Here is a 26,542-nt window from a genome sequence, read left to right on the forward strand (position 1 = left end):
GGCCTCATAGCAAAAATACAAACGGCCTCCGTGAACACCCAATTTCTCGACCAACTTCCTGATGTGGTCCGGCCGATGTGTGATTGTTCCCCAATGGCGCACTTCGCCCCCGCGTTCACCTCGCGCGACGGCGACGGAGATCGTCGCCTTGTGGACATCAAGCCCGATGAATGTGCTATCCTGCATGTGGTCTCTCCCCCATTCTTGAGGCTCGGCGCCAGCCTATCTGACGCAACCCTCGAACGGAGAATGCCGCGGGAGAGGCCGCCGAGCCAGTCAGCTCACACGGCGATCATGGGGTCTAAAGAGCCGATGTTACGGGATCAGTTAAGACGCGCGATTGTGGTTGAAAAGGAACCGCCGCCCTGGCGCCATGAAGGCGTTTCGTACGCCGATAGAATGGGTGCTTAGGTTCGCGTTCCAATTGAATAGTTCCGCTGGCGGAGGAGGTGCGCTTCCAACCAGACCGTCTCCCGTGACCCCTGAAGGAGCTACGGAAGGCTAACGTGTCTTACGGATTTCTAGCGAACATTTCGCAATTTGACGCCGGTTCACTGGGCAATTCGCTGCTGCGCCCAATGTCCGAGGGAAGCAGCCCACAACGCGCAGTGACCCGCAACACACTGACTTGAATACGTTTTCTTTCTACGCATTCGTTGTCGTGCGACCACGGTGGTCGTTCGAAAGGAAACAAAAATGCGAGAAGTATGCCTCAGTCAAATCGATCTGGCTGCCCGATGGAGAATTAGCCCACGGACGCTCGAGCGTTGGCGGTGGATCGGAGATGGGCCGCGCTTCATGAAGCTCGGCGGGCGGGTGATCTACCGCCTCGAAGATGTGCTGGCGTTCGAACACCAAGAGCTGCGTGATTTGGAGGAGATAAAGGCCGGACGTTGAAACCGGCGCGCGCATCGTCAACCAAACCCTGCGCAGCGAGTTGTTCTGACCTGCGCAGGGAAGTTGCGTCCGCCGAATAGCATATGCAGATCGCCAGCAAGCGTCATTCCTGCCCTCGGGCCAAAACCATAACAATCATCTTCACCTCCAGATAGAACCGCGTTCGAAAACAATCACTTTACGCGCAATTTCGATTGCCCGCTTTCCTCCCCTCAGTTAGCGTCATCGAGAGCACAGAAAATGGGCCCGCATAGTTTGCGGGTCCACCGATCTGGCCCGGAGGTGATTTTGGAGAATGACCGGTCGGAACTTCGCTGGGGTGTCGAGCAGCGCCTCGAGTTCATAGAGTTCCGCCTGTTCTGGGAGGGGCATGTGAACCGGAGCGATCTGATGGACCAGTTCGGGGTCTCGGTGAACCAGGCGTCCACCGACCTGAACCGCTACATCGGCTTCGCGCCTGACAACATGGTCTACGACAAGAGTGCGCGAACCTATGTACGCGGCTCCGGGTTCAAGCCGCAGTTCCTCGAGCCTGACGCGAGCCGCTACCTTGCACAGCTGCGATCGGTCGCTGACGGGATCGTCGACCGCGAGGACGCCTGGATCGCCAACCTCCCGCCCTACGCGGCCGCCCCTACGCCGGTTCGCGGGGTCAGCGTACTATGGGGAGGCCTCAATGACTGGGTGGACTGAAGATGGGATTGCGCGCGCCTGGCGAGCGCTCGCACGGCAGGAAGCGGCGGAAGACTGGCGATTTGTCCATCTCACCGATATGGGCGCCGTCTCTGTCGAGGCGGGGTGTCACTTTCACCGGCGTGTTCGTCAGCGTCGTCGCGCCATCCTTGTGATCGCGAGCCGTCGGCGTCATCCACATCTGGCAGGCGCTGGTCAGGTCGGCTGATTTGCGGTTGCCCGCGCTCGGCTTGTTGCCGTCTGTCGCCATCGGCGTCGGCCAGTCCCGCGCCATGCCATCGAAGCCCTTCTCGTTTTTCCGGGCACCTCCCTGGCTGCGAAAGCTGTCCGTCTGCGGCGTCGGCCACATCGCGGCGCTCGTTGCCGGGTTCATTCCCTGTTTGCCCGCTTCTTGCGAGGGCGACGGTTTGGTCTGCCGGTTCTCGTTGGCGCTGGCCCGGGGCGTCGGCCACAGCCGCAGCATCTCCGTCCGGTTGCCACCGCTCGAGCGGGTCCCGGAGCAGGCGCGCGGGGTCGGCCAGCTCGTCGTCTTCACGGACGGCGAGGATGAACAGACGCTCGCGTTTGTGGGGCGCACCGACTTCCGCCGCCGTAAAGAGGCCTGCCGCAAGGCGGTAGCCCATGACGACCAGTCCGCTGGCGACTTCGGGGAAGCCGAGGCGGAGATGATGGGCGACATTCTCGAGGAAGACGAAGGGCGGCTCGACCTCGTCGATGATTTGCGCGACATGCGGCCAGAGGTGGCGCGGGTCGTCCGCGCCCTGTCGCTTGCCCGCGACCGAGAACGGCTGGCACGGATAGCCCGCAGTGACGATGTCCACAGCGCCGCGCCACGGGCGGCCGTCGAAGCTGGCAACATCGTCCCAGACAGGCGCGCGATCCAGGGTCGCGTCCTCCATCCGCGCCACGAGAGTGGCCGCGGCGTAGGTTTCCCGCTCGACATGGCCCACAGTTCGATATCCGGGCATGGCGATGGTGAGCCCGAGGTCGAGCCCGCCTGCGCCGGAACAGAGCGAGAGGCCGAACAGGTCTCCGGCTTCGGAAGCGCGTCCGGAGGAAGGTAAAGCCAGGTCATGCATCGCCTCAGCGTGGGTTGGCCGTCAGATCGGCGAAGGTCTGGCCGGTCTTGTCCAGCACGGCCTCATGGCCGGTGAATTGCTGCCAGCGCTGCACGGCGACATCGACATAGGCCGGGTTCAGTTCGATCCCGAGGCAAACGCGGCCCGTCGTTTCGGCCGCGATCAGCGTCGTACCAGATCCCATGAAGGGCTCGTACACCGCCTGAGCCGCGCATGCCGGTGGTGATGTCGCCGCTCTCGATCAGGGTCAGCAGGATTTCGTCGCGGTCGCGCGATTTCAGCCATTGGGAGGCGCGGGTGATCTCGGATTTGGTGATCCCCTTGGGCCCGGCCGCGCGGACGATCTCCTTCAGCCGCTTCAGATGCGCCTCGGTCTCGGTATCCGCCACATGGCGCTCGACCGCCTCCATGGTGCGCCGCGCGTAATGGCGCACGAAGCCGATGGCCCAATCCGCCCCGGAGATGTCGATCTCGGGGCGCACGGGATCGCGCCCGACAGCGACGATCAGCGCGAGCTTCAACGCGTTCTCTCCGATGCGGGCGAGAATGGCAGTGAAGGCCGTCCCGGCCGCCGCCCGTAGCTCCTCGGTCAGGGCGTCGCTGAGATCGGCAAACCGGGCGCGCGCCGCATCCGACATCGGCACGGTCATCGGGTTAACGGCGGTGTTCTGATCGGCGGTCTTGCCGGTCAGGTTGCCCTTCACGGTGCCGCCGCCTTTCGCGACCTGCTGGAGCGCCTGGATCAGCGTGGGCGGCGCTTGCCGGATGCCCACGGCGAGGTTCTCGTCGGGATAGTCCTCACGGCTCGGCAGGATCAGAAAGCGCGCGAGCGAGCCGTCGACCACATTCGCGCCCTGCAGCACGCCCCAGAAATGCAGGGGCATCGTGGTGCCATAGACGCAAAGGCAGGGCTGATTGATGTCGCGCCGCTCATTGGTGCCGTCGCGGTTCGCATATTCGGCCCCAAGGAAGATCCCGCCTGCGGCCATGAAGAGCTCGGTCATGTTGTCGAGGATCTCGGTGATGTGGCGCGGGCTGCGCTTGCGGTCGGCGGCGGCCAACAGGAACATCCCGAATTCGTCGATCTGGAACAGGGTCGCGGGCTGGCGATGGAGCGCGGTCAAAAGCCCCGCGCCAGAGGCGATCTTGTTGCCGCCGAGATGGTGGGCAAGGCCTGCCTCGAAGAACACCTCGTTGATGATCTCGCGGGCGTGGTTCTTGCCCGAGCCGCTGTCAGCGATCCCCACGACATAGAGGTTCGAACGCAGGTTGCTGGTCGCGCGATACCGCCGGCCCATCAGCGCGCCGATGGCGCAGAGGCTGGCCCCGAGCGACAGAAGCGGTTGCGGGCGGCGGGCGGTGGCCAGCATGTAGCCGGTCAGCTCGCCGACAAGACCGTCGGGGATGTCCAGGCTGAAGGTCGGCTTTTCCGGGTCGGCGACGGTGGGCGCGCTTCCCTCCAGCCGGGCCAGCAGATCGGCGGCCGGATGCGGGCCATCCGGATCGAGACTGCCATCGAGGCGCAAGGCGGCATCGGGCTGCCAGCCTCGTTCCATGGCGAGGTGATAAATGGTGCCCGCGCCGATCCTGTCGGGCTTGAAGCTCGCCCAGGCGCGGGCCGTGGTCGCGGGCACATCCTTGGCCGCCTGGGCCGACCAGGTGGCAAAGACCTCGCCGCCCTCATCGCCAAGCGCGCCTTTCAGCGCCATGCCGATGCGCATCCAGCTGTCGTAATCGAGCTCGTCATTCGGCAGCCAGTCGAGCGCCGACCGGATGGCCGACAAGGTGCCGATCTGCCCGTGGTTGCGCAGCACGGTGGCCGCGGCTGCCGAGCGCAGCCCGCGCTTACGCAGGGCCTCGGGCAGCATCGCACAAGCCTCCTCGATGAAGGCTGCCGCAGCTTCGGCCTTGATCTCCGGAAGGTCGCTGATGCCGAGATCGGCCAGCCCCTCGTCGGGCCAGACATAGGGCGCGCCGGTGTCGGGATGATCGGCATGGCCTTGTCGTGGCGGCTATAGGAAACGCCCGTGACCGGAAGCCATTGCTGCTTCGGCGAAAGCACCGGCAGCGTGGCGGCCGTCGGGGCGATCTTCACCTCGCGCGCCGGGAAGACATAGCCGCAATCCGGGCATTCCGTCGCCGAGAGCGCGATGATGCTGTCGCAATCCGGGCAGACCTTGGTCGGTGGATCGCCCCCGCTGCCATCGCCGGGGCGTTTGGGGCGCACGAGGTCGATCGGTCCGTGGCGACGGACATTGCCCGCGAAGTCCAGCACCAGGCAGTTTTCCTTGCCCGGCGCGAGGCGGGTGCCGCGCCCGACCATCTGCACATAGAGCCCGGCCGATTGCGTCGGGCGCAGGAGCGCAATCAGGTCGACGCCCGGCGCGTTGAAGCCGGTGGTCAGCACGCCCATCGAGGCCAGCGCCCGGATTTCGCCGCGCTTGAAGGCGGCAAGGATCGCATCGCGCTCGTCCTTCGGCGTGTCGCCGAAGATCGTGCGGCAACTGATGCCCTGGCGGCCGAATTCCTCCGCCACATGACGCGCATGCTCGACACCCGAACAGAAGGCCAGCCAGGATTTCCGATCGCGGCCATGCTCGATGATCTCGGTAACGGCCGCGCGGGTGATGGCGTCCTGATCGACCGCCGCCGCCAGATCGCGCGCAATGAAATCGCCCGCGCGGGTGCCCACCTTCGAGACGTCGAGCCGGGTTGCGGGCTGTTTCGAGACCAGAGGGCTCAAATACCCCGCATCGATCAGCTCGCGGACCGGGGCCTCATAGGCCGTATCGGTGAAGAGTGCGTTCTGCCCCTCGTGCAGCATCCCGCAATCGAGCCGGAACGGCGTGGCAGTCAGACCGATCACCTTGAGCGCAGGGTTGATCGCCTTCAGCGCGTCTAGGAAGCGCCGATACATGGTGCTCGACTTGCCAGGGATCAGATGCGCTTCGTCGATCAGCACCAGATCGGTGTGGCCGATCTCTGCCGCGCGGCGGTGGATCGACTGGATGCCGGCGAAGAGAATCCGCGCCTGAGCCTCGCGTTTTCCGAGGCCCGCCGAATAGATGCCCGCCGGGGCATCGGGCCAGAGGCCGGTCATCTCGGCATGGTTTTGGGCGATCAATTCCCGGACATGGGTCACGATCAGGATGCGCTGGTCGGGCCAGGCCTTCAGCACGCCCTCGATGAAGGAGGCCATGACGAGCGACTTGCCGCCCGCGGTCGGAATGACCATCAGCGGATTGCCGGTGTGGGTCTGGAAATAGCCGTAGATCGCGGTGATCGCGGCCTGTTGATAGGGGCGCAGGGTCAGCATGGCGCGGCCTCCGGAGAACGGGCGTTGTTGGTCCAGGTCGAGCCATCGGCCATGCGGTAGGTGACGAGATCGTCGCCCGCATCGATGACCTCGCCGGGGATGAGATCGGGGATGAAGAGATGGCGGTCGCAGGCGGCGCGCTGCTCCGCCGGGGCCAGCATCCGGTCGTGGCGGGCGCAGTGCCAACCACCCTCGACGGGTGTGGAATGCAGGCAGGACCGGCAGGTCACTGCGGCCCCACCGCCGTCATGGCAGGCCGCATGGTGATCGCAGAACCGGCATTCGAACCAGGCCGGGTCCTCGCTGATCCGCGCGGGCGGATGCTGGGCGAAGATGATGCGCCCCGCCTTTTCCAAGAGGCGCTCGGCCATGGCGCGGTCCGCCTTGATGCGCTCGACATGCAGCGCGTCGGTGTCCTTGCAGACCGCGACGTAGAGGGCGCGCGTGATGCCGGTCAGGTGCATGTAGATCTGCATCTGCGCCGCATGCTGGGGCTTGGCCAGAACGACGCCCTTGGCGACCAACTCGTTGAAGCTCTTGACCGAGTGGGTCTTGAACTCCAGCACATGGCAGGTCTTGGGCGCCTCCAGGAGCCCGAGGGCCACGCCGTCGAGCGAGCCGCCGAAATGGCTACCATGGGCTTCGACCCGGAACTGGCGGCCGGTTTCGGGATCGACCTCGAGCACGGTCGCCCCGGTGGCACGCAGGTTGCGCACGAGCCGGTCCTCTTCCAGCTGACCCGTCTCGAAAAGGCGCAGCAGGCGGCCGGAATTGCGCGAGGGCGTGACCCAGCGGAAATCATACCAGAGCGCCCGGGCACAGGATTTGCCGATGATCGACGCCCCGAGGTGATCGCGGAAACCATCGCCCTGGCGGGCCTCGTAATCGGCATAGATCGCCGTCAGCGTCGGCGTGGGGGCTTCGGGAAGCTCTGCCATCACAGACCCTCCCGTTCGGTGCGGGCCTGAGCCTCGGCCAGAATGCCATCCCAAGTCTCGGGGTCATCCGCCGCGAAGGCGTCGCAGGCGTCATCCTCGAGATGATCGCCCCGCGCGACATGGAGGCCGCCGAATGACCCGAAGCAACGACACGATCCGCGTGCTGATCCCCCTGAAGTTGCGCAGGAAGAATGGACGGCCCAAGATCATGCCGCCCGCCGATTACAGCCCGAGTGAGGATCAGACGCAGGACCCGCACATCCTGCGCGCCATCGGCCGGGCTTGGGGCTGGCGGCGGCGTATGGAGGCAGGTGAGTTCGCCACGATCCAGGAGCTGGCCGAGGCCGTCGGTCTGGCCGAGCGCCATGTCAGCCGCCAGCTGCGCCTCGCCTATCTGGCACCCGAGGTGCTCAAACGCCTGACCTGCGGGCGCGAGGCGTCGGTGGTCAGCCTCTATGACCTGTGTTTTCTGGCCGGGGAGACATGGCAGGAGCAGGCTGAGCGGGCGTTTCGGTAACCCTCAATGAAAACTCGCCTGAAAGGACGTCGCGGTCAGCGAGACATACGCGTCCAACGGCGGGTGCAGCTCAAACGCTTTCGGCTCGCGCGCAAAGTTCCACAGGCGGAACAGGGACCATTGCGAGCGCCGCTCCTCGGCCACAGCCAGCTCGTTGCGGCTGATATGAAAAGGCGTGCGCTCCCAGCCATTCGTCGTCTTCACCTCGATCAGGCGCGGACGGCCGTCCGGCGCGAAACTCGCGATGTCGTAGCCGGCGCCATCGCCATCCTCCTCCGAAACCCATCTGACCTTGCGCGCAAGATCGTCGCGGCCCGCTGATTTCAGGGCTGCACGCTCATGCGCCAGGACGCGTTCCTCACCGGCACGGCCGAGGGCGCGGTTTCGCTCGTCTCGCGCCGCGACATCGAATTTGCGGGCGATGTGCAGCATCTGCTCCAGCTCCTGCGGCGGCGGCTGGTTCGACAGCGTGGGCGGCGGCCCGGTCCAGATCGGCCGCGCCTCCGCCAAGCCAGTCGGCGCTCCCGGACGCGAATGGCGACCGAGCCAAGCCGGATTCAGCGCCAGCCAGCGCGCCACTGCATCCACCAGCGTCATCTGGAAATTGAAGGCGGGCTTGTAGCCCGGGATCCAGTCCTCACCCAGCCCCTTCAGCACGGCGCTGATGTTCTGGTGCTTGAACTTGACCGATCCCTCGGACCGATCATTCAACAGGGGCAGCAGCCCGCGCCGATGCTCGGCCTTGTTGTAGGGGCGACCAGAGACGTCGTCGGCCAGCATCGCCAAGTAATCCGCGACGATCAGGTCGTTCTCTTGATCAGTCCAGGCCCCGTTTGACATCCCGCCAGGCTAAAGGCGGAAACTGCGTTTGTCATCAGAGACTTCGCGCAAGGCTCCCAAGACATACCAACGAACACGCCGCGCGTGTCGCGCCTCCGACTTCATCGAAACAAGCCGGAACCAGCGAAACACGGGCGCAACGCGACCCGATCAGATCATTGAAATGTATAGGGATTTTGAATCCGTCTCGCCGAGAGCGCAGGGCGGGTGGAAAGAGACGGTGGGCATTCGGAGACCGATCTCGCGCAGTCGGCCCGTCTCTGAAGGGCGGATGGTGCCTGAAAACCCCTTTGGCACATAAAGAAAAAGGCCCCGCGAGGGACCTGTTTTCGGGTTTGCAATTTGCAAGTGGCGGAGGAGGTGGGATTCGAACCCACGGTACGCTCTCACGCACGCCGGTTTTCAAGACCGGTGCATTCGACCACTCTGCCACTCCTCCGCAGCCCGCTCCTCCTAATCTGCCGATGTTGATTCGGCAAATGCCAATGGCTGCAAGAAGAACTTTGCGGAGCCGGGGAAATTTGCCGAACCGGGCGGCTCGGCCTTTTCAGTGCCCGCGCGGCAGGATAATGTGCGCCAAAGCCCCTTGCAATGGGGCAGGTGAGGTGCCGTAATCGCGGCGGAACAGGCCCGTTTGCGCGGTGCCGGCAGGCAAGGACAGGATCATGATCAGGCCAGACCCCAGGATGCGCGGGACGCGGCGCCCATTGCTATTGTTGAGCGTCGGCACCGTGGCGCTGAGCCTCTTGGCGGGCTGTGGCGAAGGCGGGCGGTTCTCCCTTGGCAGCGGCGGGGAGAGCGCGACGGGTGATGCGCCCCGCTCGACCCGGCTGGTGGAGCGTGATGTCGAGGCGCCGGACGTGTTTTCAGTGACCGAGGAAGGGCTCTGGGACGGGCGGCCCTCGCTGGGCGGCGTCTGGGTGGCACATCCGGATGTGAAGGAACCCGAGCGGGTGATCATTCGCAACCAGCAGAACGAGAAATTCGTCATCGGGGCGCTGTTCCGCCGCGAGCGCGACCTGCCGGGGCCGAGCCTGCAGATATCCTCGGATGCCGCCGCCGCGCTGGACGTGCTGGCCGGGGCCCCGGCGCCGCTCAACGTCACGGCCCTGCGCCGACAGGAGCAGGCGCCCGAGGCGGAGACCGAGACCGGGGCGGAGGAGGACAGCGCGGTTGACGAACTCGCCCTCGCCGCCCCCAGCGCGGTGCGCGAAGCCATGCTCGAACCTGCCGCCGCAACCGGGGACGCCGCGCCAAGCGGTCCGGTGAGCGTCGCGGCAAGCACAGCCAAGCCACCCGCGACCAGACCCGCACCGGCCGCCGCTGCCAAGCCTGCCAGGGCGCCTGGCAAGACCTTCGTGCAGATCGGCATCTTCAGCGTCGAGGCCAACGCCACGCGCACCGGCAAGCAGATGCGCGCCGCCGGAATGGTGCCGACGATCAAGCGCAGCGAGATCAACGGCAAGCCGTTCTGGCGCGTTCTTGTCGGGCCGGCGGCCAGCCCCGGCGAGCGCGACAAGCTGCTGAAGGCGATCAAGGCGGAAGGCTTCTCCGATGCCTATGCCGTGTCTAACTGACCCAAGAAGGAGCCAACTTTTGATGATCCGCCATTTCGCTGCCAGCCTGGCGCTGATCCTGTTCAGCCTCCCTGCCCTCGCCTTCGACACCAAGGCCAAGGCCGCCTATATCATGGACCAGACCACCGGCACGGTGCTGCTGGCCAAGAATGCCGACCAGCCCCTGCCCCCGGCCTCGATGTCCAAGCTGATGACCCTCTACATGGCCTTCGAGGCGGTGGAGAAGGGCGTGCTCGACCTCAACGAAGTGCTGCCGGTCTCCGATCATGCGGCGGCCTATGGCGGATCGTCGATGTTTCTCGACACCACCGATCGGGTCAAGGTCGAGGACCTGCTGCGCGGCATCATCGTGCTTTCGGGCAATGACGCCAGCGCGGTGATCGCCGAGGCGCTGAGCCCGGATGGGACCGAATACGGCTTTGCCCGCCTGATGACCCAGCGCGCCCAGCAGCTCGGGATGACCAATTCGACCTTTACCAATTCCAACGGCTGGCCGCAGGCCGGGCATCTGATGTCGCTGCGCGATCTCGGCCTGCTCGCGCAGCATCTGATCGAGGATTTCCCGCAATTCTACCCGCTGTTCAAGGAGACCGAATTCGTCTTCGACAACCGGGTTCCGAGCAACAAGTACAACCGCAATCCGCTGCTCACCATGGGTATCGGTGCCGACGGGCTGAAGACCGGCCATACGTCGGAAGCCGGCTATGGTCTCGTCGGTTCGGCGACCGAGGGCAACCGGCGGATCATCTTCGTCCTCTCCGGGCTCGACAGCGAAGCCGTGCGCGCGCAGGAGGCCGAGGCCATCGTGAACTGGGCCTTCCGGCAATTCTCCCAGCGCCAGCTCGGAGCGGCCGGAACCGAGATCGCCCAGGCGCCGGTGGCGCTCGGGGCTGCGCCGAGCGTCGGGCTGGAACTCGCCAGGGACCTTTCGGTCCTGGTGCCGGTGAGCGGCGGTCAGGACACCAGCGCCGAGGTCGTCTACCAGAGCCCCTTTCACGCGCCCCTGAGCAAGGGGCAGGAGCTCGCCGAACTGGTGCTGACCCGCGACGGTCTGCCCGAAGTGCGGGTCCCGCTGGTGGCGGCCGCGGCCGTTGCGCCGGGGGGCTTCAAGGTCAAGGTCATGGCAGCGGCAAAGCACCTCCTGACCCGGCTCAACGCCGGACCGCGCAGTGAGACCCCCGCCGCTGACACGTCGGAAAGCGCGGGGCAAGAGGAGGCCTCGTGAACGCCCCCGGCCTGTTCATCAGCTTCGAAGGCATCGACGGTTCGGGAAAATCCACCCAGGCAAGGCTGTTGCGCGATCATCTGGCCGCGGGCGGCCAAGACGTCGTGCTGACCCGCGAACCCGGCGGCAGCCCCGGTGCGGAGGAGATCCGCGCGCTCGTCCTGCAGGGCGACCCCGACCGCTGGTCCGCCGAGACCGAGATCCTGCTCTTCACCGCCGCGCGGCGCGATCATCTGGAACGCACGATCCGCCCGGCCCTGGCGGCGGGCAAGGTGGTGATCTGCGACCGTTTCGCCGATTCCACACGTATGTATCAGGGCCTGTCGCGCGGCGATCTGCGTCCGGTTGTCGATCAGCTCCACGCGCTGATGATCGGCATCGAACCCGACCTGACCCTGCTGATCGACATGGAACCGGCGGCGGGCCTCTCGCGCGCCCTCTCACGCCGCACGGCGGAGGAACGGTTCGAGGATTTCGGCCTGCCGATGCAGGCGGCGATGCGCCGCGGCTTTCTCGATCTGGCCGCCGAATTCCCCGACCGTTTCGAGGTCATCGACGGCAGCGGCGCGATCGACGCCGTTTCCCGGACCGTCACCGCCGCGGTCGATGCGCGGTTGCGGGCGCGCTGAACCACCCCGGCCCGCGTCGTTTCGGCCCCGTTTCCTCCCCCGCCAGATATGTTAGACCCCAGCCATGAGCGATGATGACCACCCGCAGCCCGATGCCATTCCCGGCGCGCCGCATCCGCGCGATACCGTTCGCCTGATCGGACAGGAAGCGGCAGAGGCGGCGTTTCTTAACGCGTTCAACACCGGCAAGCTGCATCACGCCTGGCTGCTGACCGGACCACGCGGCACCGGCAAGGCGACCCTCGCCTGGCGTCTGGCGCGGTTCCTGCTCGCCACCCCGGGGCCAGACGATGGCGGCATGTTCGACATGCCGTCGGCGACCAGCCTTGACATCGACGCCGACCATCCGGTCGCCCGGCGGCTCGCCGCGCGGGCCGAACCGGGGCTGAAATCGGTGACCCGCAGCCTCAATCCCGAAACCAAACGGATGCGCAAGCAGATCGTCGTCGATGACATCCGCAGCCTCGGGAGCTTCTTCCAGCTCTCCGCCGCCGAGGGCGGCCGCCGCGTGGTGATCATCGATTCCGCCGACGAGATGAACCCCAACGCCGCCAATGCGCTGCTGAAAATGCTCGAGGAACCGCCCGAACGCGCGACCCTCCTGCTGATCAGCCACCAGCCCTCCGCCCTGCTGCCCACCGTCCGCTCGCGCTGCCGGGTGCTGCGGCTCGACACGCTCAGCCCCGATGAGATGACCGAGGCCTTCGCCGCCCTGCCCGAACCGGTCGCGGGCGATCCCGGCGCGCTGGCCGAATTGTCCGGCGGCTCGGTCGGGGCCGCGCTGCGCCTGTCGCTGCTCGGCGGATTGCAGATCTACGCCGAGCTGGTGACGCTGATGGCCAGCCTGCCCCGCATCGATCGCGCCCGCGCCCTGAAACTCGCCGAGGCCGCCGCCACGCGCGGCGCCGAGGAAAAACTCGCCCTGCTGTTCACCCTGATCGACCTGTTGCTGGCGCGTCTGGCCCGCACCGGCGCCACCGGCGCGGCGCCGCTGATCGAGGCCGCACCGGGCGAGCGTGACATGCTGATCCGCCTCGCCCCCGGCCCCGGCCAGGGCCGCGCCTGGGCCGACATCGCCCAGGAGATCTCATCGCGGGCCCAGCACGGGCTGGCGGTCAACCTTGACCCTGCCGCGCTGGTCCTAGATACCCTGCAGAAAATGGGCCAGACTGCGCCCCGTTGACCAGTGAGAGGCCCGGCCGGATGACCGATACACCCGAAATCACCGACAGCCATTGCCACCTCGATTTCCCCGATTTCGACGGCGAATTGCCACAGATCATCGCCCGCGCCACCGCAGCCGGGGTCACCCGGATGGTGACAATCTGCACCCGGCTCAGAAACGAACCTGCCGTCCGCGCCATTGCCGAGGCCCATGCGCCGATCTTCTACGCCGCAGGCACCCATCCGATGTCCGCCGCCGAAGAACCGCTGGCCAGCACCGACGAGCTGATCGCCCTGACCCGCCATCCAAAGATGGTCGGCATCGGCGAGACCGGGCTCGATTATCACTACACCGCCGAAAGCGCCGAGATCCAGCAGACCTCCCTGCGGATCCATATCGACGCCGCGCGCGAGACCGGCCTGCCGCTGATCATCCACGCGCGCGACGCGGATGCCGACATGGCCCGGATCCTGCGCGAAGAACACGCCAACGGCGCCTATGCCTGCGTCATGCACTGCTTTTCCTCGACGCCGGAACTGGCCCGCGCCGCGCTCGACCTCGATTTCTACCTGTCGATGTCGGGCATCACCGCCTTCCCGCGCTCCACCGACCTGCGCGAGATCTTCGCCGCCGCGCCGATGGACCGGATCCTGGTCGAGACCGACGCCCCCTATCTCGCCCCGCCGCCGCACCGGGGCCGACGCAATGAACCGGCCTATGCCGCCGATACCGCCCGCCGCGGCGCCGAGACCTTCGGCCTCGATTATGCCGAATTCGCCGCCCGGACCCAGGCCAATTTCGACCGGCTCTTCGCCAAGGCCGCGGCCCATGTGGCAGCCGCCTGATGGACCGGCTGCGCCTCACCATTCTCGGCTGCGGCTCCTCGGGCGGCGTGCCCCGGCTCGGCGGCCATTGGGGCGCCTGCGACCCGGCAGAGCCGAAAAACCGGCGCCGCCGATGCTCGCTGCTGGTCGAACGGATCGGCGCAAACGGTACCACCACGGTGCTGATCGACACCTCCCCCGACATGCGCGCGCAGCTGCTCGACGCCGGGGTGGGACGGCTCGACGCGGTACTCTATACCCATGCCCATGCCGATCACGTCCATGGGCTCGACGATCTGCGGATGATCGTCATGAACATGCGCAGCCGCCTGCCGGTCTGGGCCGACGCCCCCACCAAGGCAGCGCTTCTCGACCGGTTCGGCTATGCCTTCATCCGCCCCGAAGGCTCGCTCTACCCGCCGATCCTCGACATGCATGACATCACCGGCAATATCGAGATCGACGGCGCCGGGGGGCGGCTCACCTTCACCCCGTTCAGCGTCGCCCACGGCCCGATCGACGCGCTCGGCTTTCGCATGCATGACGTGGCCTACCTGCCCGATGTCTCGGAAATCCCCAATCCGGCCTGGGCGCATCTCGACAATCTCACCTGCTGGATCGTCGATGCTCTGCGCCGCGACCCGCATCCGACCCACAGCCATCTGGCGCGCACCCTCGAATGGATCGGGCGGATCGCCCCGAAAAGCGCGGTGCTCACCAACATGCACAACGATCTCGACTACGCGACCCTTGCCGCCGAGCTTCCCGCCCATATCCGGCCGGCCTTCGACGGGCTGCAGCTCACCTTCCCGCTGACCTGATCTCCGGCTTCTTCTGACCTGAAATACCTCACGGGGGTCCGGGGGTGTGAAACCCCCGGCAGCGCTTCTTCCTTGATTCTGCCGCAGTGCTTCGGGGCACCCGACCGGGGACAGGGCGCCAGCCAGATGATGCGCAAATGCAACGGCGCGCCCGCCCCGCGACCATGACCCGGCCCCCTGAAAAGCCACGCGGAAACGCGGCGAAAAACCCGGGCCGGAACGTCACCGTGCCCGGAGCGAACCCGCTTTTCTCGAAATAAATTATCATTTTAAATCAATGTGGTGCGGGTGAAGGGACTTGAACCCCCACGCCTTGCGGCGCCAGAACCTAAATCTGGTGCGTCTACCAATTCCGCCACACCCGCACGCGCTGCGCGGGGCTTGCCCGACACAGATCGCCTGCTGCGTATCAAACATGAAGCGCTTAGGCGAGAGCAAAAAGACGGGACATTAATCGGATCTTTGCCTAGACTCGGCACAACCTGAGGCAGGTAAGCAGAGAGAACGCCCATGAAACCGAATACGGTCGGGCGCGTTGGCGGACAGGATCCGCACACGGGCCAATTCAGGCCCTATGCCAGTCTGGATACCGGGCTGGTGCAGGGCAGCATGTTGCTGACGCTCGAAGGCGAGATACCGGTGGAGTATCTCTCGCCCGGCGACAGGCTGATCACCCGCGATTGCGGCATGTCCCGCGTCACCCATATCCAGCGCAGCACCCGCCGGGTCCGGACCATCGCGCTGGCGGCGGGCTCGCTCGGCCATACCCGGCCCGAACGCGATGCCCTGCTGGCCGGGGACCAGATGGTGCTGATCCGCGACTGGCGCGCGCGGGCGCTGTTCAATTCCGCCCGCGCGCTGGTCGCGGCGCGCTCCCTGATCGACGGTGAATTCATCACCGATCTCGGCACCAGGGAACAGACCCTCTACCAGATCTTCTGCGACGGTCCGCATATCCTTTATGCCGACGGTCTCGAACTCGGCACCGCCGATGCGGCAAGGGCGCCCGGCGCCGTGCTGCACGCCGCCTGAGCTCAGATCCCGAGCCGGTTCATCACCCGCGGCAGACGTTCGGGCAGATCCTCGGCAATCAGCCCGGCGCCGAAATCGAGCGCGCATTCCACATGCAGCCAGACCGCCAGCTCCGCCGCCTGGCGCGGCGCCAGCCCGCGGGCGCGCAGCCCGGTCACGAAACCCGCCAGCACATCCCCGGCCCCGGCGGTGGCGAGCCAGGGTGCCGCCCGCTCTCCCGTCGCCCGGTGCCGCGCAATCGCACCGTCCGGCCCGGCCACGCAGGTCTCGCTGCCCTTGAGGATCACCCAGGCCCCGGCCCGCGCCGCCGCCTTGCCCGCCGCCTCGGCCCTGCCCATGCCCGCCTCCAGCGCCGTGGCGAGATCCGGAAACAGCCGGGCGAATTCACCGCCATGCGGCGTCAGCACGCAGCCAGGATGCAGCCACCCGAACAGCGCCGCATCCCGCGCCAAGAGCGTCAGCGCATCGGCATCGATCACCAGCCCCCGACCGCTGCGTAGCGCAGATGCCAGAAGCGCACCCTGCCGTTCGCCAAGCCCGAACCCCGGCCCGAGACAGAGGATATTGATCCGCTCATCCTCCAAAATCGCTTCGAGCGCCGCCGCATCCGCGACCCGGGCGAGCATCAGCGCCCGGATCTGCGTTGCCACCTCGAGTTGCGCCGCGGGCGGCACCCCGAGCGTCACCGCCCCGGCGCCGATGCGCAACGCCCCGCGCGCCGCGAGCAGCGCCGCGCCGCTGCGCCCTGCGCCGCCGCTCAGCACCAGCGCATGGCCGTGATCGTATTTATGGCCCTGCCGCTTGCGCAGTACGGCAAGGTCCAGATGTTCCCGCGCGATGCTCCTCACGTCCATTTCACACTCCCTGCGCGCATCGCCCGCCCGGCCTCATGTCGCCACGCCGCGCGCAGCTGATTTTCATTTCCGCCCAAAATTTGGGCGACCTGCCCAAACCGCAGGCAGCAGTCCCGGCATCGGCCGGTTTGCGCCGTCCTGCGCCCGCCTGCCCATGGCGTCGATCCTCACAAGATGGGAGGTAGGGCGCAACAGGTGCGAGTCATATTGCGGAGAGCCAGCATGAAGAAGATCGAAGCCATCATCAAACCGTTCAAACTCGACGAGGTGAAAGAGGCGCTGCAGGATATCGGTGTGCAGGGCCTTTCGGTGATCGAAGTCAAGGGCTTCGGCCGCCAGAAGGGCCATACCGAGCTTTACCGCGGCGCCGAATATGTCGTCGATTTCCTGCCCAAGGTGAAGATCGAGGTGGTGCTCGACGATGATCAGGTCGATGCCGCCATCGAGGCCATCGTCGATGCGGCCAAGACCGAGAAGATCGGCGACGGCAAGATCTTCGTTTCGCCCATCGAACAGACCATCCGCATCCGTACCGGCGAGACCGGCTCGGACGCGCTGTAAGCTACCCAGAAAGAAAGAGGCCATTTCCATGGACAACAAGGCGTTCCTGAAGAAGATCAAGGACGAGGATATCGAATATGTCGACATCCGCTTCACCGACACCCGCGGCACGTTGCAGCATGTCACCGTGGTCAACGACCTCGTGGACGAGGATTTCCTCGAAGAGGGTTTCATGTTCGACGGCTCCTCGATTGCCGGCTGGAAGAGCATCGAAGCCTCCGACATGAAGCTGATGCCCGACGTCGCCTCGGCCTATGTCGACCCGTTCTATGCCGAGAAGACGATCTGCGTGCATTGCTCCATCGTCGAGCCCGACACCGGCGAAAGCTATGAGCGCGACCCGCGCGGCACCGCCGAGAAGGCCGAGGCCTACCTCAAGTCCTCCGGCATCGGCGACACCGCCTTCTTCGGTCCCGAAGCCGAGTTCTTCCTCTTTGACGACGTGAAATTCTCCAACACCATCAACAAGGTATCCTACGAAGTTGATGCCTCCGACGGCTCTTGGAACTCCGACACCGATTACGAGATGGGCAACATGGGCCACCGCCCGGGGCTCAAGGGCGGCTATTTCCCGGTCAACCCCACCGACGAGGCGCAGGACCTGCGCGCCGAGATGCTCTCGACCATGAAACGCCTCGGCATGAAGGTCGACAAGCATCACCACGAGGTCGGCTCCTGTCAGCACGAGCTCGGGCTGATCTTCGGCACGCTCACCGAACAGGCCGACGAGATCCAGAAATACAAGTACATCATCCACAACGTCGCCCATGCCTATGGCAAGTCGGCGACCTTCATGCCCAAGCCGATCTTCGGCGACAACGGCTCGGGGATGCATGTCAACATGTCGATCTGGAAGGACGGCAAGCCGCTGTTCGCCGGCGACAAATACGCCGATCTCAGCAACGAGGCGCTGTGGTTCATCGGCGGCATCCTGACCCATGCCAAGGCGCTCAACGCCTTCACCAACCCAACCACCAACAGCTACAAGCGCCTGATCCCCGGTTTCGAGGCCCCGGTGCTGCGCGCCTATTCCGCGCGCAACCGCTCGGGCTGCGTACGGATCCCGTGGACCGAAAGCCCGAAAGCCAAGCGCGTCGAGGCCCGTTTCCCCGATCCGGCGGCCAACCCCTACCTGTGCTTTGCCGCGCTGCTGATGGCCGGTCTCGACGGCATCAAGAACAAGATCGATCCGGGCGAGGCGATGGACAAGAACCTCTATGACCTGCCCGCCGAGGAGCTCAAGGAAATCCCGACCGTCTGCGGCTCCCTGCGCGAGGCGATGGAAGAGCTCGAACGCGACATGGACTTCCTGCTCGCCGGGGATGTCTTCACCCGCGACCAGGTCGAAGGCTACATCGCGTTGAAGATGGACGAGGTCCACAAGTTCGAACAGACCCCGCACCCGGTCGAATTCGGCATGTATTACTCCTGCTGAGCCGACCGGCACCGCAGAGATCAGGGCGCTCCCCCGGGGGCGCCCTTTCCGCATCCTGATCGCCGAACCTGCCGCAACCTGCGCGCGACTGTGCCGCAAATGCCTCAGGAGGCGCCATTTCCTTTGCTTGTCAGCGGCTCCGGGCTAGTCTCAGTGCAACGTCAATATAAGAGGTTTCACATGCGCCCCCTAAGTACCGTACTCATCTCCCTGGCCCTGTCCGGCGCCCTCGCCGCCCCGGCGGCAGCAGCAGCCTGCGGCAACAATGCCAACGGTTTCAACAGCTGGAAATCCGGCTTCGCCGATACCGCCGCGGCCAACGGGGTGAAGCAGCGCGGGCTCGAGGCACTGGCCAATGCGCGCTACGCCTCCGGCACGATCCACGCCGACCGCAACCAGAAATCCTTCAACTATTCGCTGCAGAAATTCATGCAGATCCGCGGCGCCGACACGATCGTCGCCCAGGGCCGCAAGCGCAAGGCGCGCGATTCCGGCTTCTATCAATCGCTCGAACAGCGCTTCGGCGTTCCGGCCGGGGTGCTTCTGGCGATCCACGGGATGGAGACCGGCTTCGGCGGATTCATGGGCGACAGCGCCGTCGTCTCCGCGATCACCACGCTCGCCTATGATTGCCGCCGCTCGGATTTCTTCATCCCGCACGCGATCGGCGCGCTCAAACTGGTCGATCAGGGCGCCATCACCGGCGCCACCAAGGGCGCCAAACACGGCGAACTCGGCCATACCCAGTTCCTGCCCGGCAATGCGCTGCGTTACGGTGTCGACGGTTCCGGCGACGGGCGGGTCGATTTCTATAACCAGGCCGACGCGCTGGCCTCGACCGCCAATTTCCTGCGCCAGAAGGGCTGGCAGCCCGGCGTCGGCTATCAGGAAGGTCAGGCAAACTTCAACGTGATCAAGCAATGGAACGCTGCGGGCGTCTACCAGAAGGCGATCGCGATCATGGCTGCCCGTATCGACGGCTGAGCCCCCGGGCTGCGCTCCCCCTCGGGGCGCAGCCTCCCGCTTCTTCATGCCCCAAATACTCATCCACCCCGACGGCAAGCGCAGCGCCGACTGACGCGCACAATGTCGAAAACGACCTCAGGCAACGTCGCTTTCAAGGGATGCAGCGCGCGTTCTTTCAGGCAGGCTGGTCCCGACAGAGGGAGCCCGCCGATGACCGCCCATTACAGCAGCCAGCGCAAGATCACCCCGCATGCCCCGCCGACGCCCCGCGCCGCGCCCCCCGACAATGACCGGATGGAGATCGGCCCGACCCGCCTGGCCCTAGACGAATGGGCAGAGGCCGGGCTCGCCTTGCCGGACCTGCCGGAAATGCGTCGTTACCGCTGGGACCGGCTGACTCGCCACATCGTCGCGCGCGATTATGGCGGGCTGTTGATGTTCGACCCGCTCAACATCCGCTACGCCACCGACAGCACCAACATGCAGCTCTGGAACACCCACAACCCGTTCCGCGCCGTGCTGCTCTGCGCCGATGGCCATATGGTGATCTGGGATTACAAGAACGCGCCCTTTCTCAGCGGATTCAACCCGCTGGTCCGTGAACGCCGCTCCGGCGCCGATCTGTTCTATTTCGACCGGGGCGACCGGATCGACGTGGCGGCGGATGTCTTCGCCAACGAGGTCCGCGCCCTGATCGAGGCCCATGGCGGCAACAACAAGCGGCTCGCCGTGGACAAGATCATGCTGCACGGCCTGCGCGCGCTGGAAGCGCAGGGGTTCGAGGTCAAGGACGGCGAAGAGGTCACCGAAAAATCCCGCTCGGTCAAGGGCCCCGAAGAGATCAAGGCGATGCGCTGCGCCTCCCATGCCTGCGAAACCGCCGTGCGGATGATGGAGGATTTCGCCCGCGCCGAAGTGCCCAATGGCGAGACCAGCGAAGATGACATCTGGGCGGTGCTCCATGCTGAAAACATCCGCCGCGGCGGCGAGTGGATCGAGACCCGCCTGCTCGCCTCCGGCCCGCGCACCAACCCGTGGTTCCAAGAATGCGGACCCCGCATCACCCAGCCCGATGAAATCATCTCCTTCGACACCGACCTTGTCGGCGCCTACGGCATCTGCATCGACATTTCGCGCAGCTGGTGGATCGGCGACACCGCCCCGCGCCCCGACATGGTCTACGCCATGCAACATGCCCATGAACATATCATGAGCAACATGGCGCTGCTCGGACCCGGCGTGATGATCCCCGAGCTGACCGCCAATTGCCATCAGCTCGCCCCGCAATTCCAGAGGCAGAAATACGGCTGCATGATGCATGGCGTCGGGCTCTGCGACGAATGGCCGAACGTCTCCTACCCCGACAAGGCGGTGCCGGGCGCCTTCGATTACCCGCTCGAGCCCGGCATGGTGCTCTGCGTCGAGGCGCTGGTCTCCCCCGAGGGCGGCGATTTCTCGATCAAGCTCGAGGATCAGGTGCTGATCACCGAAGACGGTTTCGAGAACCTGACCCGCTATCCTTTCGACGCGGCACTGATGGGCGGCTGAACCGCCCTATTGCCCCAATGCCTGCCCCAGATCGGCGATCAGATCGCCCGCATCCTCGATCCCCACTGACAGCCGCAACAGCCCTTCCGGTATGCCGGTATGCGGCTCGATCGTGTGACGATGCTCGACCAGCGATTCGACCCCGCCGAGCGAGGTGGCGCGATGGAACAGCTGCAACCGCCCGGCCACATTCAACGCCGCCTCCACCCCGCCCCGCACCACCAGCGAGAGCAGGCAGCCAAAGCCCTCCGCCATCTGCCGGGCCGCGACCTCGTGACCGGGGTGATCCGGCAGACCGGGATAGAACACCTGCTCCACCTGCGGATGATCGGCAAGGAATTCCGCCAGCGCCTGCGCATTGCGCGACATCTCCCGTATCCGCAGCGGCAGCGTGCGCATCCCGCGGGTCAGCAGCCAGGCCTCGAACGGCCCTAGCACCGCCCCGGCCGAGCCGCGATCCTCGACGATCTCCTGCCAGATCTGATCCTGCGGATCATTGGTCGAAAGCGCCCCGGCCAAAACGTCCGAATGTCCGTTGATCCCCTTCGTCGCCGAATGCATGACGATATCCGCCCCCAGCGACAGCGGCTGGCTCAGCACCGGGCTCGCGGCGGTCGAATCGACCACCAGCAGTGCCCCGACGCCGTGACAGATCTCCGCCGCCCGCGCCACATCGGTGATCCGCAGCCAGGGGTTGGACGGCGTCTCGACCCAGACCAGCGCCGGACGATGCTCCTTGCAGGCCGCCTCCAGCGCTGCCGGATCGCTGGCCTCGACCTCTTCCAGCCCGATGCCGCGCCGCTCGCAAAACTTGCGGATCCACTGCGTCGTGCCCCAATAGATCTGGCTCTGCACCAACACCCGCGTGCCGGTCTCCAATGCGCGGAACAGGGCCGCCGTCGCCGCCATGCCGGAGGGAAAGAGCAAGGTCTCCCGCGCCCCTTCGAGCTTGCTCAACACCTGTTCGGCAATCCGCGTATTCTCGTTGTGATAGCGCAGATACATGTTGTCGCCCTGCATCTTGCGATATTCCTCGTCGCGCCCGAAGGTCGTCGCCACATGCACCGCCGGTACCACCCCGGCGGTGGCGAGATCCGTGGCCCCGCCCGCATGGGCGGCGATGGTGGCAGGGTGAAGGCGGGGTCTGTCGGTCTCGTCCATGGCGTCTCTCTCCTCGCAGCGCTCCGGCCCCACCGTGCTACACCGGCTTGACGCGTCGGGCAAAACCTCTTTCACCCTCCCCGCTGCGCCGGTCATCTCACGCCCCCGTGAGCCCCGCGACCCGGTCCTTGCAGCCGCCCGCCCGAAGGCCCACCATTGCCCGACAGACCCGGCAGCGCAGCAACGGAGACAATTCATGGCGATCGAGCGTTTCACCTTTCCCGGCCATGACGGCAGCCAGCTCGACGCGCGGCTCGACCTGCCCGAGGGGCCGCATCTGGCCACGGCGCTGTTCGCCCATTGCTTCACCTGCGGCAAGGACATCGTCGCGGCCCGGCGCATCGCCGCCCGGCTGGCGGGCATGGGGATCGCCGTGCTGCGCTTCGATTTCACCGGGCTCGGCCATTCGGAGGGCGAATTCGTCAACACTTCCTTCACCTCCAACGTGCAGGACCTGGTCGCCGCCTGCCGCCACCTCACCGCGCAGAACATGGCGCCAAGCCTGCTGATCGGCCATTCGCTGGGCGGCGCGGCCGTGCTGAAGGCCGCCCCCCGGATCCCCGGCATCAGGGCGGTCGCCACGCTCGGCGCCCCGATGGACCCGAGCCATGTGACCGAAAGCTTCGCCGAGGCCCTGCCCGAAATCCGCGCCAGGGGCGAAGCCGAGGTCTGCCTTGCCGGGCGCCCCTTCCGCATCGGCAGCAAATTCGTGGAAGACATCGGCGCCGCCGCGCTGCGCGACGCGCTCGCCTCCCTCAGGGCCGCCCTGCTGGTGCTGCACGCGCCGCGCGACGCGCAGGTCGGCATCGAAAACGCGGCCGAGATCTTCACCGCCGCCAAACACCCCAAGAGCTTCGTCACCCTCGATGACGCGGACCACCTGATCACCCGCCCGGCGGATGCCGAATATGCCGCCGAGATCATCGCCACCTGGTCGGCCCGCTATCTCGACCTGCAACCCCCGGCACCGCCCCCCGCCGCCCCCGAAGGCGTATTGCGCGTCAGCGAGGCCGACCCGGACGGCTTCCTGCAGGACATCCAGTCCGGCCCGCATCACCATATCCTCGCCGATGAACCGCTGGCCTATGGCGGCACAAACCGTGGCCTCACCCCCTATGGGCTGCTCTCCGCCGGTCCCGGCGCCTGCACCTCGATGACGATCCGCATGTATGCACGGCGCAAGGGCTGGCCCCTGACCCATGTCAGCGTCGATATCTGTCATGACAAGGTCCATGCCCAGGACGCCGAGACCGGCAGCGGCGACAAGATCGACACCTGGCGTCGCCGCATCCGGCTTGAGGGCGACCTCAGCGAAGAGCAACGCCAGCGCCTGCGCGAGATCGCCGACAAATGCCCGGTCCACCGCAGCCTCGAGCGCAGCTCGCATGTGCAGACCGAGCTGCTTCCCGCGCAAACCTGACCCCGCTTCTCTATGCCCGCCAATACTCCGGGGGAATCGCCCCGCCGGGGCGATGGGGGTCGGCCCCCGGACAGCGCCGACGCCTGGCTACCCCGCCCCGCGCCCTTGTTCTCGGGCGCGCCGCGGTCTATTGCCCTGCTGACCTCTGCCAAACGCGAAAAGGTATTGCCGATGATCCCCCGCTATTCCCGCCCCGACATGGTCGCCATCTGGTCGCCCGAGACCAAGTTCCGCATCTGGTACGAGATCGAGGCCCATGCCTGTGACGCGATGGCCGATATCGGGGTGATCCCGCGCGAGAACGCCGAGGCGGTCTGGAAGGCCAAGGATGTCACTTTCGACGTCGCCCGGATCGACGAGATCGAGGCGGTGACCAAGCACGACGTGATCGCCTTCCTCACCCATCTGGCGGAGCATGTGGGCAGTGACGAAGCCCGCTTCGTGCATCAGGGCATGACCTCCTCGGACGTGCTCGACACCTGTTTCAACGTCCAGCTCACCCGCGCCGCCGACATCCTGATCGCCGATATGGAGGCGCTGCTCGCCGCGCTGAAGCGCCGCGCGCTCGAGCACAAGGACACGGTGCGCATCGGGCGCAGCCACGGCATCCACGCCGAGCCCACCACCATGGGCCTGACCTTCGCGCGGTTCTATGCGGAAATGGACCGCAACCTCGCACGTCTCAAGGTCGCCCGCGCCGAGATCGCCACCGGCGCAATCTCCGGTGCCGTCGGCACCTTCGCCAATATCGACCCGGCCGTCGAGGAACATGTCTGCGAAAAACTCGGCCTCGCGCCCGAGCCGATCTCCACCCAGGTGATCCCGCGCGACCGCCACGCCGCCTTCTTCGCCGCACTCGGCGTCGTCGGATCCTCGATCGAGAACATCGCCACCGAGATCCGCCACATGCAGCGCACCGAAGTGCTGGAGGCCGAGGAATTCTTCTCCGCCGGCCAGAAGGGCTCCTCGGCGATGCCCCACAAGCGCAACCCGGTGCTGACCGAGAACCTCACCGGCCTGGCGCGTCTGGTGCGCATGGCGGTGATTCCGGCGATGGAGAACGTCGCCCTCTGGCACGAGCGCGACATCTCGCATTCCTCGGTCGAGCGCAACATCGGCCCGGACACCACCATCACCCTCGATTTCGCCCTGGCGCGGTTGACCCAGGTGATCGACAAGCTGGTGATCTATCCCGACAACATGCTGGCGAACATGAACAAGTTCCGCGGGCTGGTCATGTCGCAGCGGGTGCTGCTGGCGCTGACCCAGGCGGGCGTCAGCCGCGAGGACGCCTATAAACTGGTGCAGCGCAATGCCATGAAGGTCTGGGAACAGGGCAAGGATTTCAAGACCGAGCTGCTCGCCGACGAAGACGTGCTGAAGGCGCTTTCGGTCGAGGAGATCGAGGAGAAATTCGACCTCGGCTATCATACCAAACATGTCGACACGATCTTCGCCCGCGTCTTTCGGGATTGAATAGGCGCCGCGCCGCCGGGGAACCGGGTGGCGCGGCAAACTTCTTCGCGAATTGCGCGCGCCGGTGTATCCTGCCTGCGCAGATCGAAGGAGTAGCACGATGAAACTGAGAATTGCCCTGACCGCCCTGATACTTTCCCTGCCGAGCCTCGCCGCCGCCGCGGGCTGCAGCCATGACCGCCGGGTCATGTCCTGTGCCGAGGGCACGGTCTATGATCACGCCACCGGCACCTGCGTGAGCGACGCGACGACCTGACCGCCTGAGCGGCGGCCCCGGGCCCGCAGATGACCTCAGCGGCCCTGATCCCTCACCTGCCGCCCTTCCCGGCGGGGCCGGAAATGGTGCGCCCCATGTGAGAGGTCGGCCCGGCGCCGGACAGTCGATTTCAGCTTTTTTTCATCTTTCCCGCCCATATTCGCCTGCGACATTCGGGAGGGCGAAGATGCAGGACATGGTGGCGTTGGGCCAGCGCGGCACCGGCCTCGTGGCACCGGGCGGCGCGCCGCCGCAGCGGCTCAGCCGCAAGGCCAAGGCAGCGATCGTTGTGCGGCTGTTGCTGAGCGAGGGCGCCGACATCCCGCTCGAGGAATTGCCGGAGGATCTGCAGGCCAGCCTGACCGAACAGATGGGCGCCCTGCGCCGGGTCGATCGCGCGACGCTGAGCGCCGTGGTCAGCGAATTTCTCGATGAGCTCGACGGCGTCGGCCTGTCCTTCAGCGGCGGGCTCGTCGGCGCGCTCGACATGCTCGACGGCAAGATCAGCAAACATACCGCCGCGCGGCTGCGCCGGGAGGCCAGGGTGCGGGCGCTCGGCGATCCTTGGGAAAGCCTCTGCGGGCTTGACGCGGACAGGCTGCTGCCGGTGCTGGAGAACGAGAGCGTCGAAGTGGCGGCGGTGATGCTCTCGAAACTGCCGGTCGCCACCGCCGCGGCGCTGCTCGGCCGTCTCCCCGGACCGCAGGCGCGGCGCATCACCTATGCCGTCTCCCTGACCGGCGCGGTCACCCCCGAAGCGGTGGAGCGGATCGGCCTGTCGCTCGCCGCCCAGCTCGAACATCAGCCGCCCCGCGCCTTTGACGCCGATCCGGTGGAGCGCGTCGGCGCGATCCTCAATTCCTCGACCTCGCTGACCCGCGATGACGTGCTCGAAGGGCTGCAGGAGAGCGACGAGGGTTTCGCGGAGGCGGTGCGCCGGGCGATCTTCACCTTCGCCAATATCCCCGAGCGCGTCGCCCCGCGCGACATTCCCCGCATCCTGCGCGCGGTCGATCCCGGCGCCCTGCTCACCGCGCTGGCCGGAGCGGAAGCCGCCGGTCAGCAGCCGGTGGCCGATTTCATCCTTTCCAACATGTCGGGCCGCATGGCCGACCAGCTGCGCGAGGACATCGGAGAGGCCGGCAAGGTCAAACCCGCAGCGGCGGAGGAGGCAATGGCGGCGGTCGTCACCGCGATCCGCGCGCTCGAGGCAACCGGCGACGTGGTGCTGCTGAGCGGCGAGGAGGACGGGGAAGCGGGCTGACGCCGCCGCTGCCCGGCTCGGCCGCGCATACGGCGCCGCGCCTGTCGC

At 66.3% G+C, this 26,542-nt stretch carries 23 protein-coding genes, 2 tRNA genes and 5 pseudogenes; 18 read left to right on the forward strand and 12 right to left on the reverse strand.

The genetic code is table 11. From position 1 onward, the window contains the following. Nucleotides 1-186 (reverse strand): annotated as a pseudogene (locus tag ACFSUD_RS04445) (IS110 family transposase); the annotation flags it as partial. 510 nt (nt 187-696) lie between these two features. On the opposite strand from ACFSUD_RS04445, the gene ACFSUD_RS04450 reads away from it, so the two are divergent. Beyond that, nucleotides 697-897, forward strand: a complete 201-nt coding sequence (locus ACFSUD_RS04450; RefSeq protein ID WP_386371895.1) for a helix-turn-helix transcriptional regulator — start codon at nt 697-699, stop codon at nt 895-897. Between the two features lie 288 nt (nt 898-1,185). Beyond that, nucleotides 1,186-1,554, forward strand: a pseudogene (locus ACFSUD_RS04455) (WYL domain-containing protein); the annotation flags it as partial. A gap of 16 nt (nt 1,555-1,570) precedes the next feature. Here the strand turns inward: ACFSUD_RS04455 and ACFSUD_RS04460 are convergent. The 6 genes and pseudogenes from ACFSUD_RS04460 to ACFSUD_RS04485 all read right to left on the reverse strand — a co-directional run bounded on the left by ACFSUD_RS04460 (nt 1,571) and on the right by ACFSUD_RS04485 (nt 6,923). Beyond that, nucleotides 1,571-2,053 carry a hypothetical protein gene (locus tag ACFSUD_RS04460; RefSeq protein WP_386372605.1) on the reverse strand — a complete coding sequence of 161 codons (483 nt, stop codon included), beginning with the start codon at nt 2,051-2,053 and terminating at the stop codon, nt 1,571-1,573. 112 nt (nt 2,054-2,165) lie between these two features. Further along, nucleotides 2,166-2,669 (reverse strand): annotated as a pseudogene (locus ACFSUD_RS04465) (DNA cytosine methyltransferase); the annotation flags it as partial. A gap of 4 nt (nt 2,670-2,673) precedes the next feature. Next, a pseudogene (locus ACFSUD_RS04470) lies at nt 2,674-2,874 on the reverse strand (DNA methyltransferase); the annotation flags it as partial. A gap of 217 nt (nt 2,875-3,091) precedes the next feature. Next, nucleotides 3,092-4,390: pseudogene (locus ACFSUD_RS04475) on the reverse strand (DUF3987 domain-containing protein); the annotation flags it as partial. After that, on the reverse strand, nt 4,369-5,985 hold the full coding sequence (locus tag ACFSUD_RS04480; RefSeq protein ID WP_386371897.1) for a DEAD/DEAH box helicase: 1,617 nt from the start codon (nt 5,983-5,985) through the stop codon (nt 4,369-4,371). The gene ACFSUD_RS04480 and the pseudogene ACFSUD_RS04475, both read right to left, overlap by 22 nt. Further along, nucleotides 5,979-6,923 carry a hypothetical protein gene (locus ACFSUD_RS04485; protein ID WP_386371899.1) on the reverse strand — a complete coding sequence of 315 codons (945 nt, stop codon included), beginning with the start codon at nt 6,921-6,923 and terminating at the stop codon, nt 5,979-5,981. The genes ACFSUD_RS04480 and ACFSUD_RS04485 overlap by 7 nt, the downstream gene beginning before the upstream one ends. A 133-nt stretch (nt 6,924-7,056) precedes the next feature. Between ACFSUD_RS04485 and ACFSUD_RS04490 the strand changes: the two genes are divergently transcribed. Next, the gene (locus ACFSUD_RS04490; RefSeq protein ID WP_386371901.1) at nt 7,057-7,440 is read left to right on the forward strand and encodes a hypothetical protein; all 384 of its coding nucleotides are present in this window, start codon (nt 7,057-7,059) and stop codon (nt 7,438-7,440) included. 3 nt (nt 7,441-7,443) lie between these two features. Here the strand turns inward: ACFSUD_RS04490 and ACFSUD_RS04495 are convergent, their stop codons facing one another. Further along, on the reverse strand, nt 7,444-8,280 hold the full coding sequence (locus ACFSUD_RS04495) for a DUF3883 domain-containing protein (RefSeq protein ID WP_386371902.1): 837 nt from the start codon (nt 8,278-8,280) through the stop codon (nt 7,444-7,446). Between the two features lie 349 nt (nt 8,281-8,629). Then, nucleotides 8,630-8,719, reverse strand: a tRNA-Ser gene (locus tag ACFSUD_RS04500). Nucleotides 8,720-8,945: 226 nt separating this feature from the next. Between ACFSUD_RS04500 and ACFSUD_RS04505 the strand changes: the two genes are divergently transcribed. From ACFSUD_RS04505 to ACFSUD_RS04530, 6 genes are all read left to right on the forward strand, one after another. Then, entirely contained in the window at nt 8,946-9,857 is a 912-nt protein-coding gene (locus ACFSUD_RS04505; protein ID WP_386371904.1) for an SPOR domain-containing protein, read from the forward strand. 22 nt (nt 9,858-9,879) lie between these two features. Continuing rightward, the gene (locus ACFSUD_RS04510; RefSeq protein ID WP_386371906.1) at nt 9,880-11,082 is read left to right on the forward strand and encodes a serine hydrolase; all 1,203 of its coding nucleotides are present in this window, start codon (nt 9,880-9,882) and stop codon (nt 11,080-11,082) included. Continuing rightward, nucleotides 11,079-11,711: a dTMP kinase gene (tmk, locus tag ACFSUD_RS04515; RefSeq protein ID WP_386371908.1), complete on the forward strand. Its 633-nt coding sequence runs from the start codon at nt 11,079-11,081 to the stop codon at nt 11,709-11,711. The genes ACFSUD_RS04510 and tmk overlap by 4 nt, the downstream gene beginning before the upstream one ends. Nucleotides 11,712-11,775: 64 nt before the next feature. Continuing rightward, nucleotides 11,776-12,894 (forward strand): DNA polymerase III subunit delta', encoded by a 1,119-nt coding sequence (locus tag ACFSUD_RS04520; protein WP_386371910.1) that lies wholly within the window; start codon nt 11,776-11,778, stop codon nt 12,892-12,894. A gap of 20 nt (nt 12,895-12,914) precedes the next feature. After that, a complete protein-coding gene (locus ACFSUD_RS04525; RefSeq protein WP_386371912.1) occupies nt 12,915-13,721 on the forward strand; it encodes a TatD family hydrolase in 807 nt (268 codons plus the stop codon). Continuing rightward, entirely contained in the window at nt 13,721-14,521 is an 801-nt protein-coding gene (locus ACFSUD_RS04530) for an MBL fold metallo-hydrolase (RefSeq protein WP_386371913.1), read from the forward strand. The genes ACFSUD_RS04525 and ACFSUD_RS04530 overlap by 1 nt, the downstream gene beginning before the upstream one ends. Nucleotides 14,522-14,801: 280 nt before the next feature. Here ACFSUD_RS04530 and ACFSUD_RS04535 read toward each other — a convergent pair. Beyond that, a tRNA-Leu gene (locus ACFSUD_RS04535) sits at nt 14,802-14,886 on the reverse strand. Between the two features lie 145 nt (nt 14,887-15,031). Here ACFSUD_RS04535 and ACFSUD_RS04540 point away from each other — a divergent pair. Next, nucleotides 15,032-15,553, forward strand: coding sequence for a Hint domain-containing protein (locus ACFSUD_RS04540; protein WP_386371915.1), 522 nt, complete (start codon nt 15,032-15,034; stop codon nt 15,551-15,553). A gap of 2 nt (nt 15,554-15,555) precedes the next feature. On the opposite strand, the gene ACFSUD_RS04545 is transcribed toward ACFSUD_RS04540, so the two are convergent. After that, nucleotides 15,556-16,407 carry an NAD(P)H-hydrate dehydratase gene (locus ACFSUD_RS04545; protein WP_386371917.1) on the reverse strand — a complete coding sequence of 284 codons (852 nt, stop codon included), beginning with the start codon at nt 16,405-16,407 and terminating at the stop codon, nt 15,556-15,558. Between the two features lie 222 nt (nt 16,408-16,629). Between ACFSUD_RS04545 and ACFSUD_RS04550 the strand changes: the two genes are divergently transcribed. The 4 genes from ACFSUD_RS04550 to dddP all read left to right on the forward strand — a co-directional run bounded on the left by ACFSUD_RS04550 (nt 16,630) and on the right by dddP (nt 20,917). Continuing rightward, a complete protein-coding gene (locus tag ACFSUD_RS04550; protein WP_386371919.1) occupies nt 16,630-16,968 on the forward strand; it encodes a P-II family nitrogen regulator in 339 nt (112 codons plus the stop codon). Nucleotides 16,969-16,996: 28 nt separating this feature from the next. Next, a complete protein-coding gene (glnA, locus tag ACFSUD_RS04555) occupies nt 16,997-18,403 on the forward strand; it encodes a type I glutamate--ammonia ligase (protein WP_386371921.1) in 1,407 nt (468 codons plus the stop codon). Nucleotides 18,404-18,583: 180 nt separating this feature from the next. After that, nucleotides 18,584-19,387 carry a lytic murein transglycosylase gene (locus ACFSUD_RS04560; protein WP_386371923.1) on the forward strand — a complete coding sequence of 268 codons (804 nt, stop codon included), beginning with the start codon at nt 18,584-18,586 and terminating at the stop codon, nt 19,385-19,387. Between the two features lie 192 nt (nt 19,388-19,579). Next, nucleotides 19,580-20,917: a dimethylsulfonioproprionate lyase DddP gene (dddP, locus tag ACFSUD_RS04565; RefSeq protein WP_386371925.1), complete on the forward strand. Its 1,338-nt coding sequence runs from the start codon at nt 19,580-19,582 to the stop codon at nt 20,915-20,917. A gap of 6 nt (nt 20,918-20,923) precedes the next feature. On the opposite strand, the gene ACFSUD_RS04570 is transcribed toward dddP, so the two are convergent. Next, on the reverse strand, nt 20,924-22,078 hold the full coding sequence (locus ACFSUD_RS04570) for a trans-sulfuration enzyme family protein (protein WP_386371927.1): 1,155 nt from the start codon (nt 22,076-22,078) through the stop codon (nt 20,924-20,926). Between the two features lie 196 nt (nt 22,079-22,274). On the opposite strand from ACFSUD_RS04570, the gene ACFSUD_RS04575 reads away from it, so the two are divergent. From ACFSUD_RS04575 to ACFSUD_RS04590, 4 genes are all read left to right on the forward strand, one after another. Then, nucleotides 22,275-23,498: a bifunctional alpha/beta hydrolase/OsmC family protein gene (locus ACFSUD_RS04575; RefSeq protein ID WP_386371929.1), complete on the forward strand. Its 1,224-nt coding sequence runs from the start codon at nt 22,275-22,277 to the stop codon at nt 23,496-23,498. A gap of 171 nt (nt 23,499-23,669) precedes the next feature. Beyond that, entirely contained in the window at nt 23,670-24,974 is a 1,305-nt protein-coding gene (gene purB, locus ACFSUD_RS04580) for an adenylosuccinate lyase (RefSeq protein ID WP_386371931.1), read from the forward strand. Nucleotides 24,975-25,074: 100 nt separating this feature from the next. Continuing rightward, nucleotides 25,075-25,230, forward strand: coding sequence for a carbohydrate-binding module family 14 protein (locus tag ACFSUD_RS04585; RefSeq protein ID WP_386371933.1), 156 nt, complete (start codon nt 25,075-25,077; stop codon nt 25,228-25,230). 196 nt (nt 25,231-25,426) lie between these two features. Further along, entirely contained in the window at nt 25,427-26,494 is a 1,068-nt protein-coding gene (locus ACFSUD_RS04590) for a flagellar motor switch protein FliG (protein WP_386372571.1), read from the forward strand. Nucleotides 26,495-26,542 lie beyond the last annotated feature (48 nt).

It is taken from the genome of Sulfitobacter aestuarii, assembly GCF_042685005.1.
GTDB classification, from domain to species: Bacteria; Pseudomonadota; Alphaproteobacteria; order Rhodobacterales; family Rhodobacteraceae; genus Sulfitobacter; species Sulfitobacter aestuarii.

Excerpts from the sequence above, each read along its gene's own strand:
- ACFSUD_RS04450 (WP_386371895.1), top strand. The coding sequence starts at position 697 with ATGCGAGAAGTATGCCTCAGTCAAATCGATCTGGCTGCCCGATGGAGA.
- ACFSUD_RS04460 (WP_386372605.1), bottom strand. The coding sequence starts at position 2,053 with ATGCTGCGGCTGTGGCCGACGCCCCGGGCCAGCGCCAACGAGAACCGG.
- ACFSUD_RS04480 (WP_386371897.1), bottom strand. The coding sequence starts at position 5,985 with ATGCTGACCCTGCGCCCCTATCAACAGGCCGCGATCACCGCGATCTAC.
- ACFSUD_RS04485 (WP_386371899.1), bottom strand. The coding sequence starts at position 6,923 with ATGGCAGAGCTTCCCGAAGCCCCCACGCCGACGCTGACGGCGATCTAT.
- ACFSUD_RS04490 (WP_386371901.1), top strand. The coding sequence starts at position 7,057 with ATGACCCGAAGCAACGACACGATCCGCGTGCTGATCCCCCTGAAGTTG.
- ACFSUD_RS04495 (WP_386371902.1), bottom strand. The coding sequence starts at position 8,280 with ATGTCAAACGGGGCCTGGACTGATCAAGAGAACGACCTGATCGTCGCG.
- ACFSUD_RS04505 (WP_386371904.1), top strand. The coding sequence starts at position 8,946 with ATGATCAGGCCAGACCCCAGGATGCGCGGGACGCGGCGCCCATTGCTA.
- ACFSUD_RS04510 (WP_386371906.1), top strand. The coding sequence starts at position 9,880 with ATGATCCGCCATTTCGCTGCCAGCCTGGCGCTGATCCTGTTCAGCCTC.
- ACFSUD_RS04520 (WP_386371910.1), top strand. The coding sequence starts at position 11,776 with ATGAGCGATGATGACCACCCGCAGCCCGATGCCATTCCCGGCGCGCCG.
- ACFSUD_RS04525 (WP_386371912.1), top strand. The coding sequence starts at position 12,915 with ATGACCGATACACCCGAAATCACCGACAGCCATTGCCACCTCGATTTC.
- ACFSUD_RS04530 (WP_386371913.1), top strand. The coding sequence starts at position 13,721 with ATGGACCGGCTGCGCCTCACCATTCTCGGCTGCGGCTCCTCGGGCGGC.
- ACFSUD_RS04540 (WP_386371915.1), top strand. The coding sequence starts at position 15,032 with ATGAAACCGAATACGGTCGGGCGCGTTGGCGGACAGGATCCGCACACG.
- ACFSUD_RS04545 (WP_386371917.1), bottom strand. The coding sequence starts at position 16,407 with ATGGACGTGAGGAGCATCGCGCGGGAACATCTGGACCTTGCCGTACTG.
- ACFSUD_RS04550 (WP_386371919.1), top strand. The coding sequence starts at position 16,630 with ATGAAGAAGATCGAAGCCATCATCAAACCGTTCAAACTCGACGAGGTG.
- glnA (WP_386371921.1), top strand. The coding sequence starts at position 16,997 with ATGGACAACAAGGCGTTCCTGAAGAAGATCAAGGACGAGGATATCGAA.
- ACFSUD_RS04560 (WP_386371923.1), top strand. The coding sequence starts at position 18,584 with ATGCGCCCCCTAAGTACCGTACTCATCTCCCTGGCCCTGTCCGGCGCC.
- dddP (WP_386371925.1), top strand. The coding sequence starts at position 19,580 with ATGACCGCCCATTACAGCAGCCAGCGCAAGATCACCCCGCATGCCCCG.
- ACFSUD_RS04570 (WP_386371927.1), bottom strand. The coding sequence starts at position 22,078 with ATGGACGAGACCGACAGACCCCGCCTTCACCCTGCCACCATCGCCGCC.
- ACFSUD_RS04575 (WP_386371929.1), top strand. The coding sequence starts at position 22,275 with ATGGCGATCGAGCGTTTCACCTTTCCCGGCCATGACGGCAGCCAGCTC.
- purB (WP_386371931.1), top strand. The coding sequence starts at position 23,670 with ATGATCCCCCGCTATTCCCGCCCCGACATGGTCGCCATCTGGTCGCCC.
- ACFSUD_RS04585 (WP_386371933.1), top strand. The coding sequence starts at position 25,075 with ATGAAACTGAGAATTGCCCTGACCGCCCTGATACTTTCCCTGCCGAGC.
- ACFSUD_RS04590 (WP_386372571.1), top strand. The coding sequence starts at position 25,427 with ATGGTGGCGTTGGGCCAGCGCGGCACCGGCCTCGTGGCACCGGGCGGC.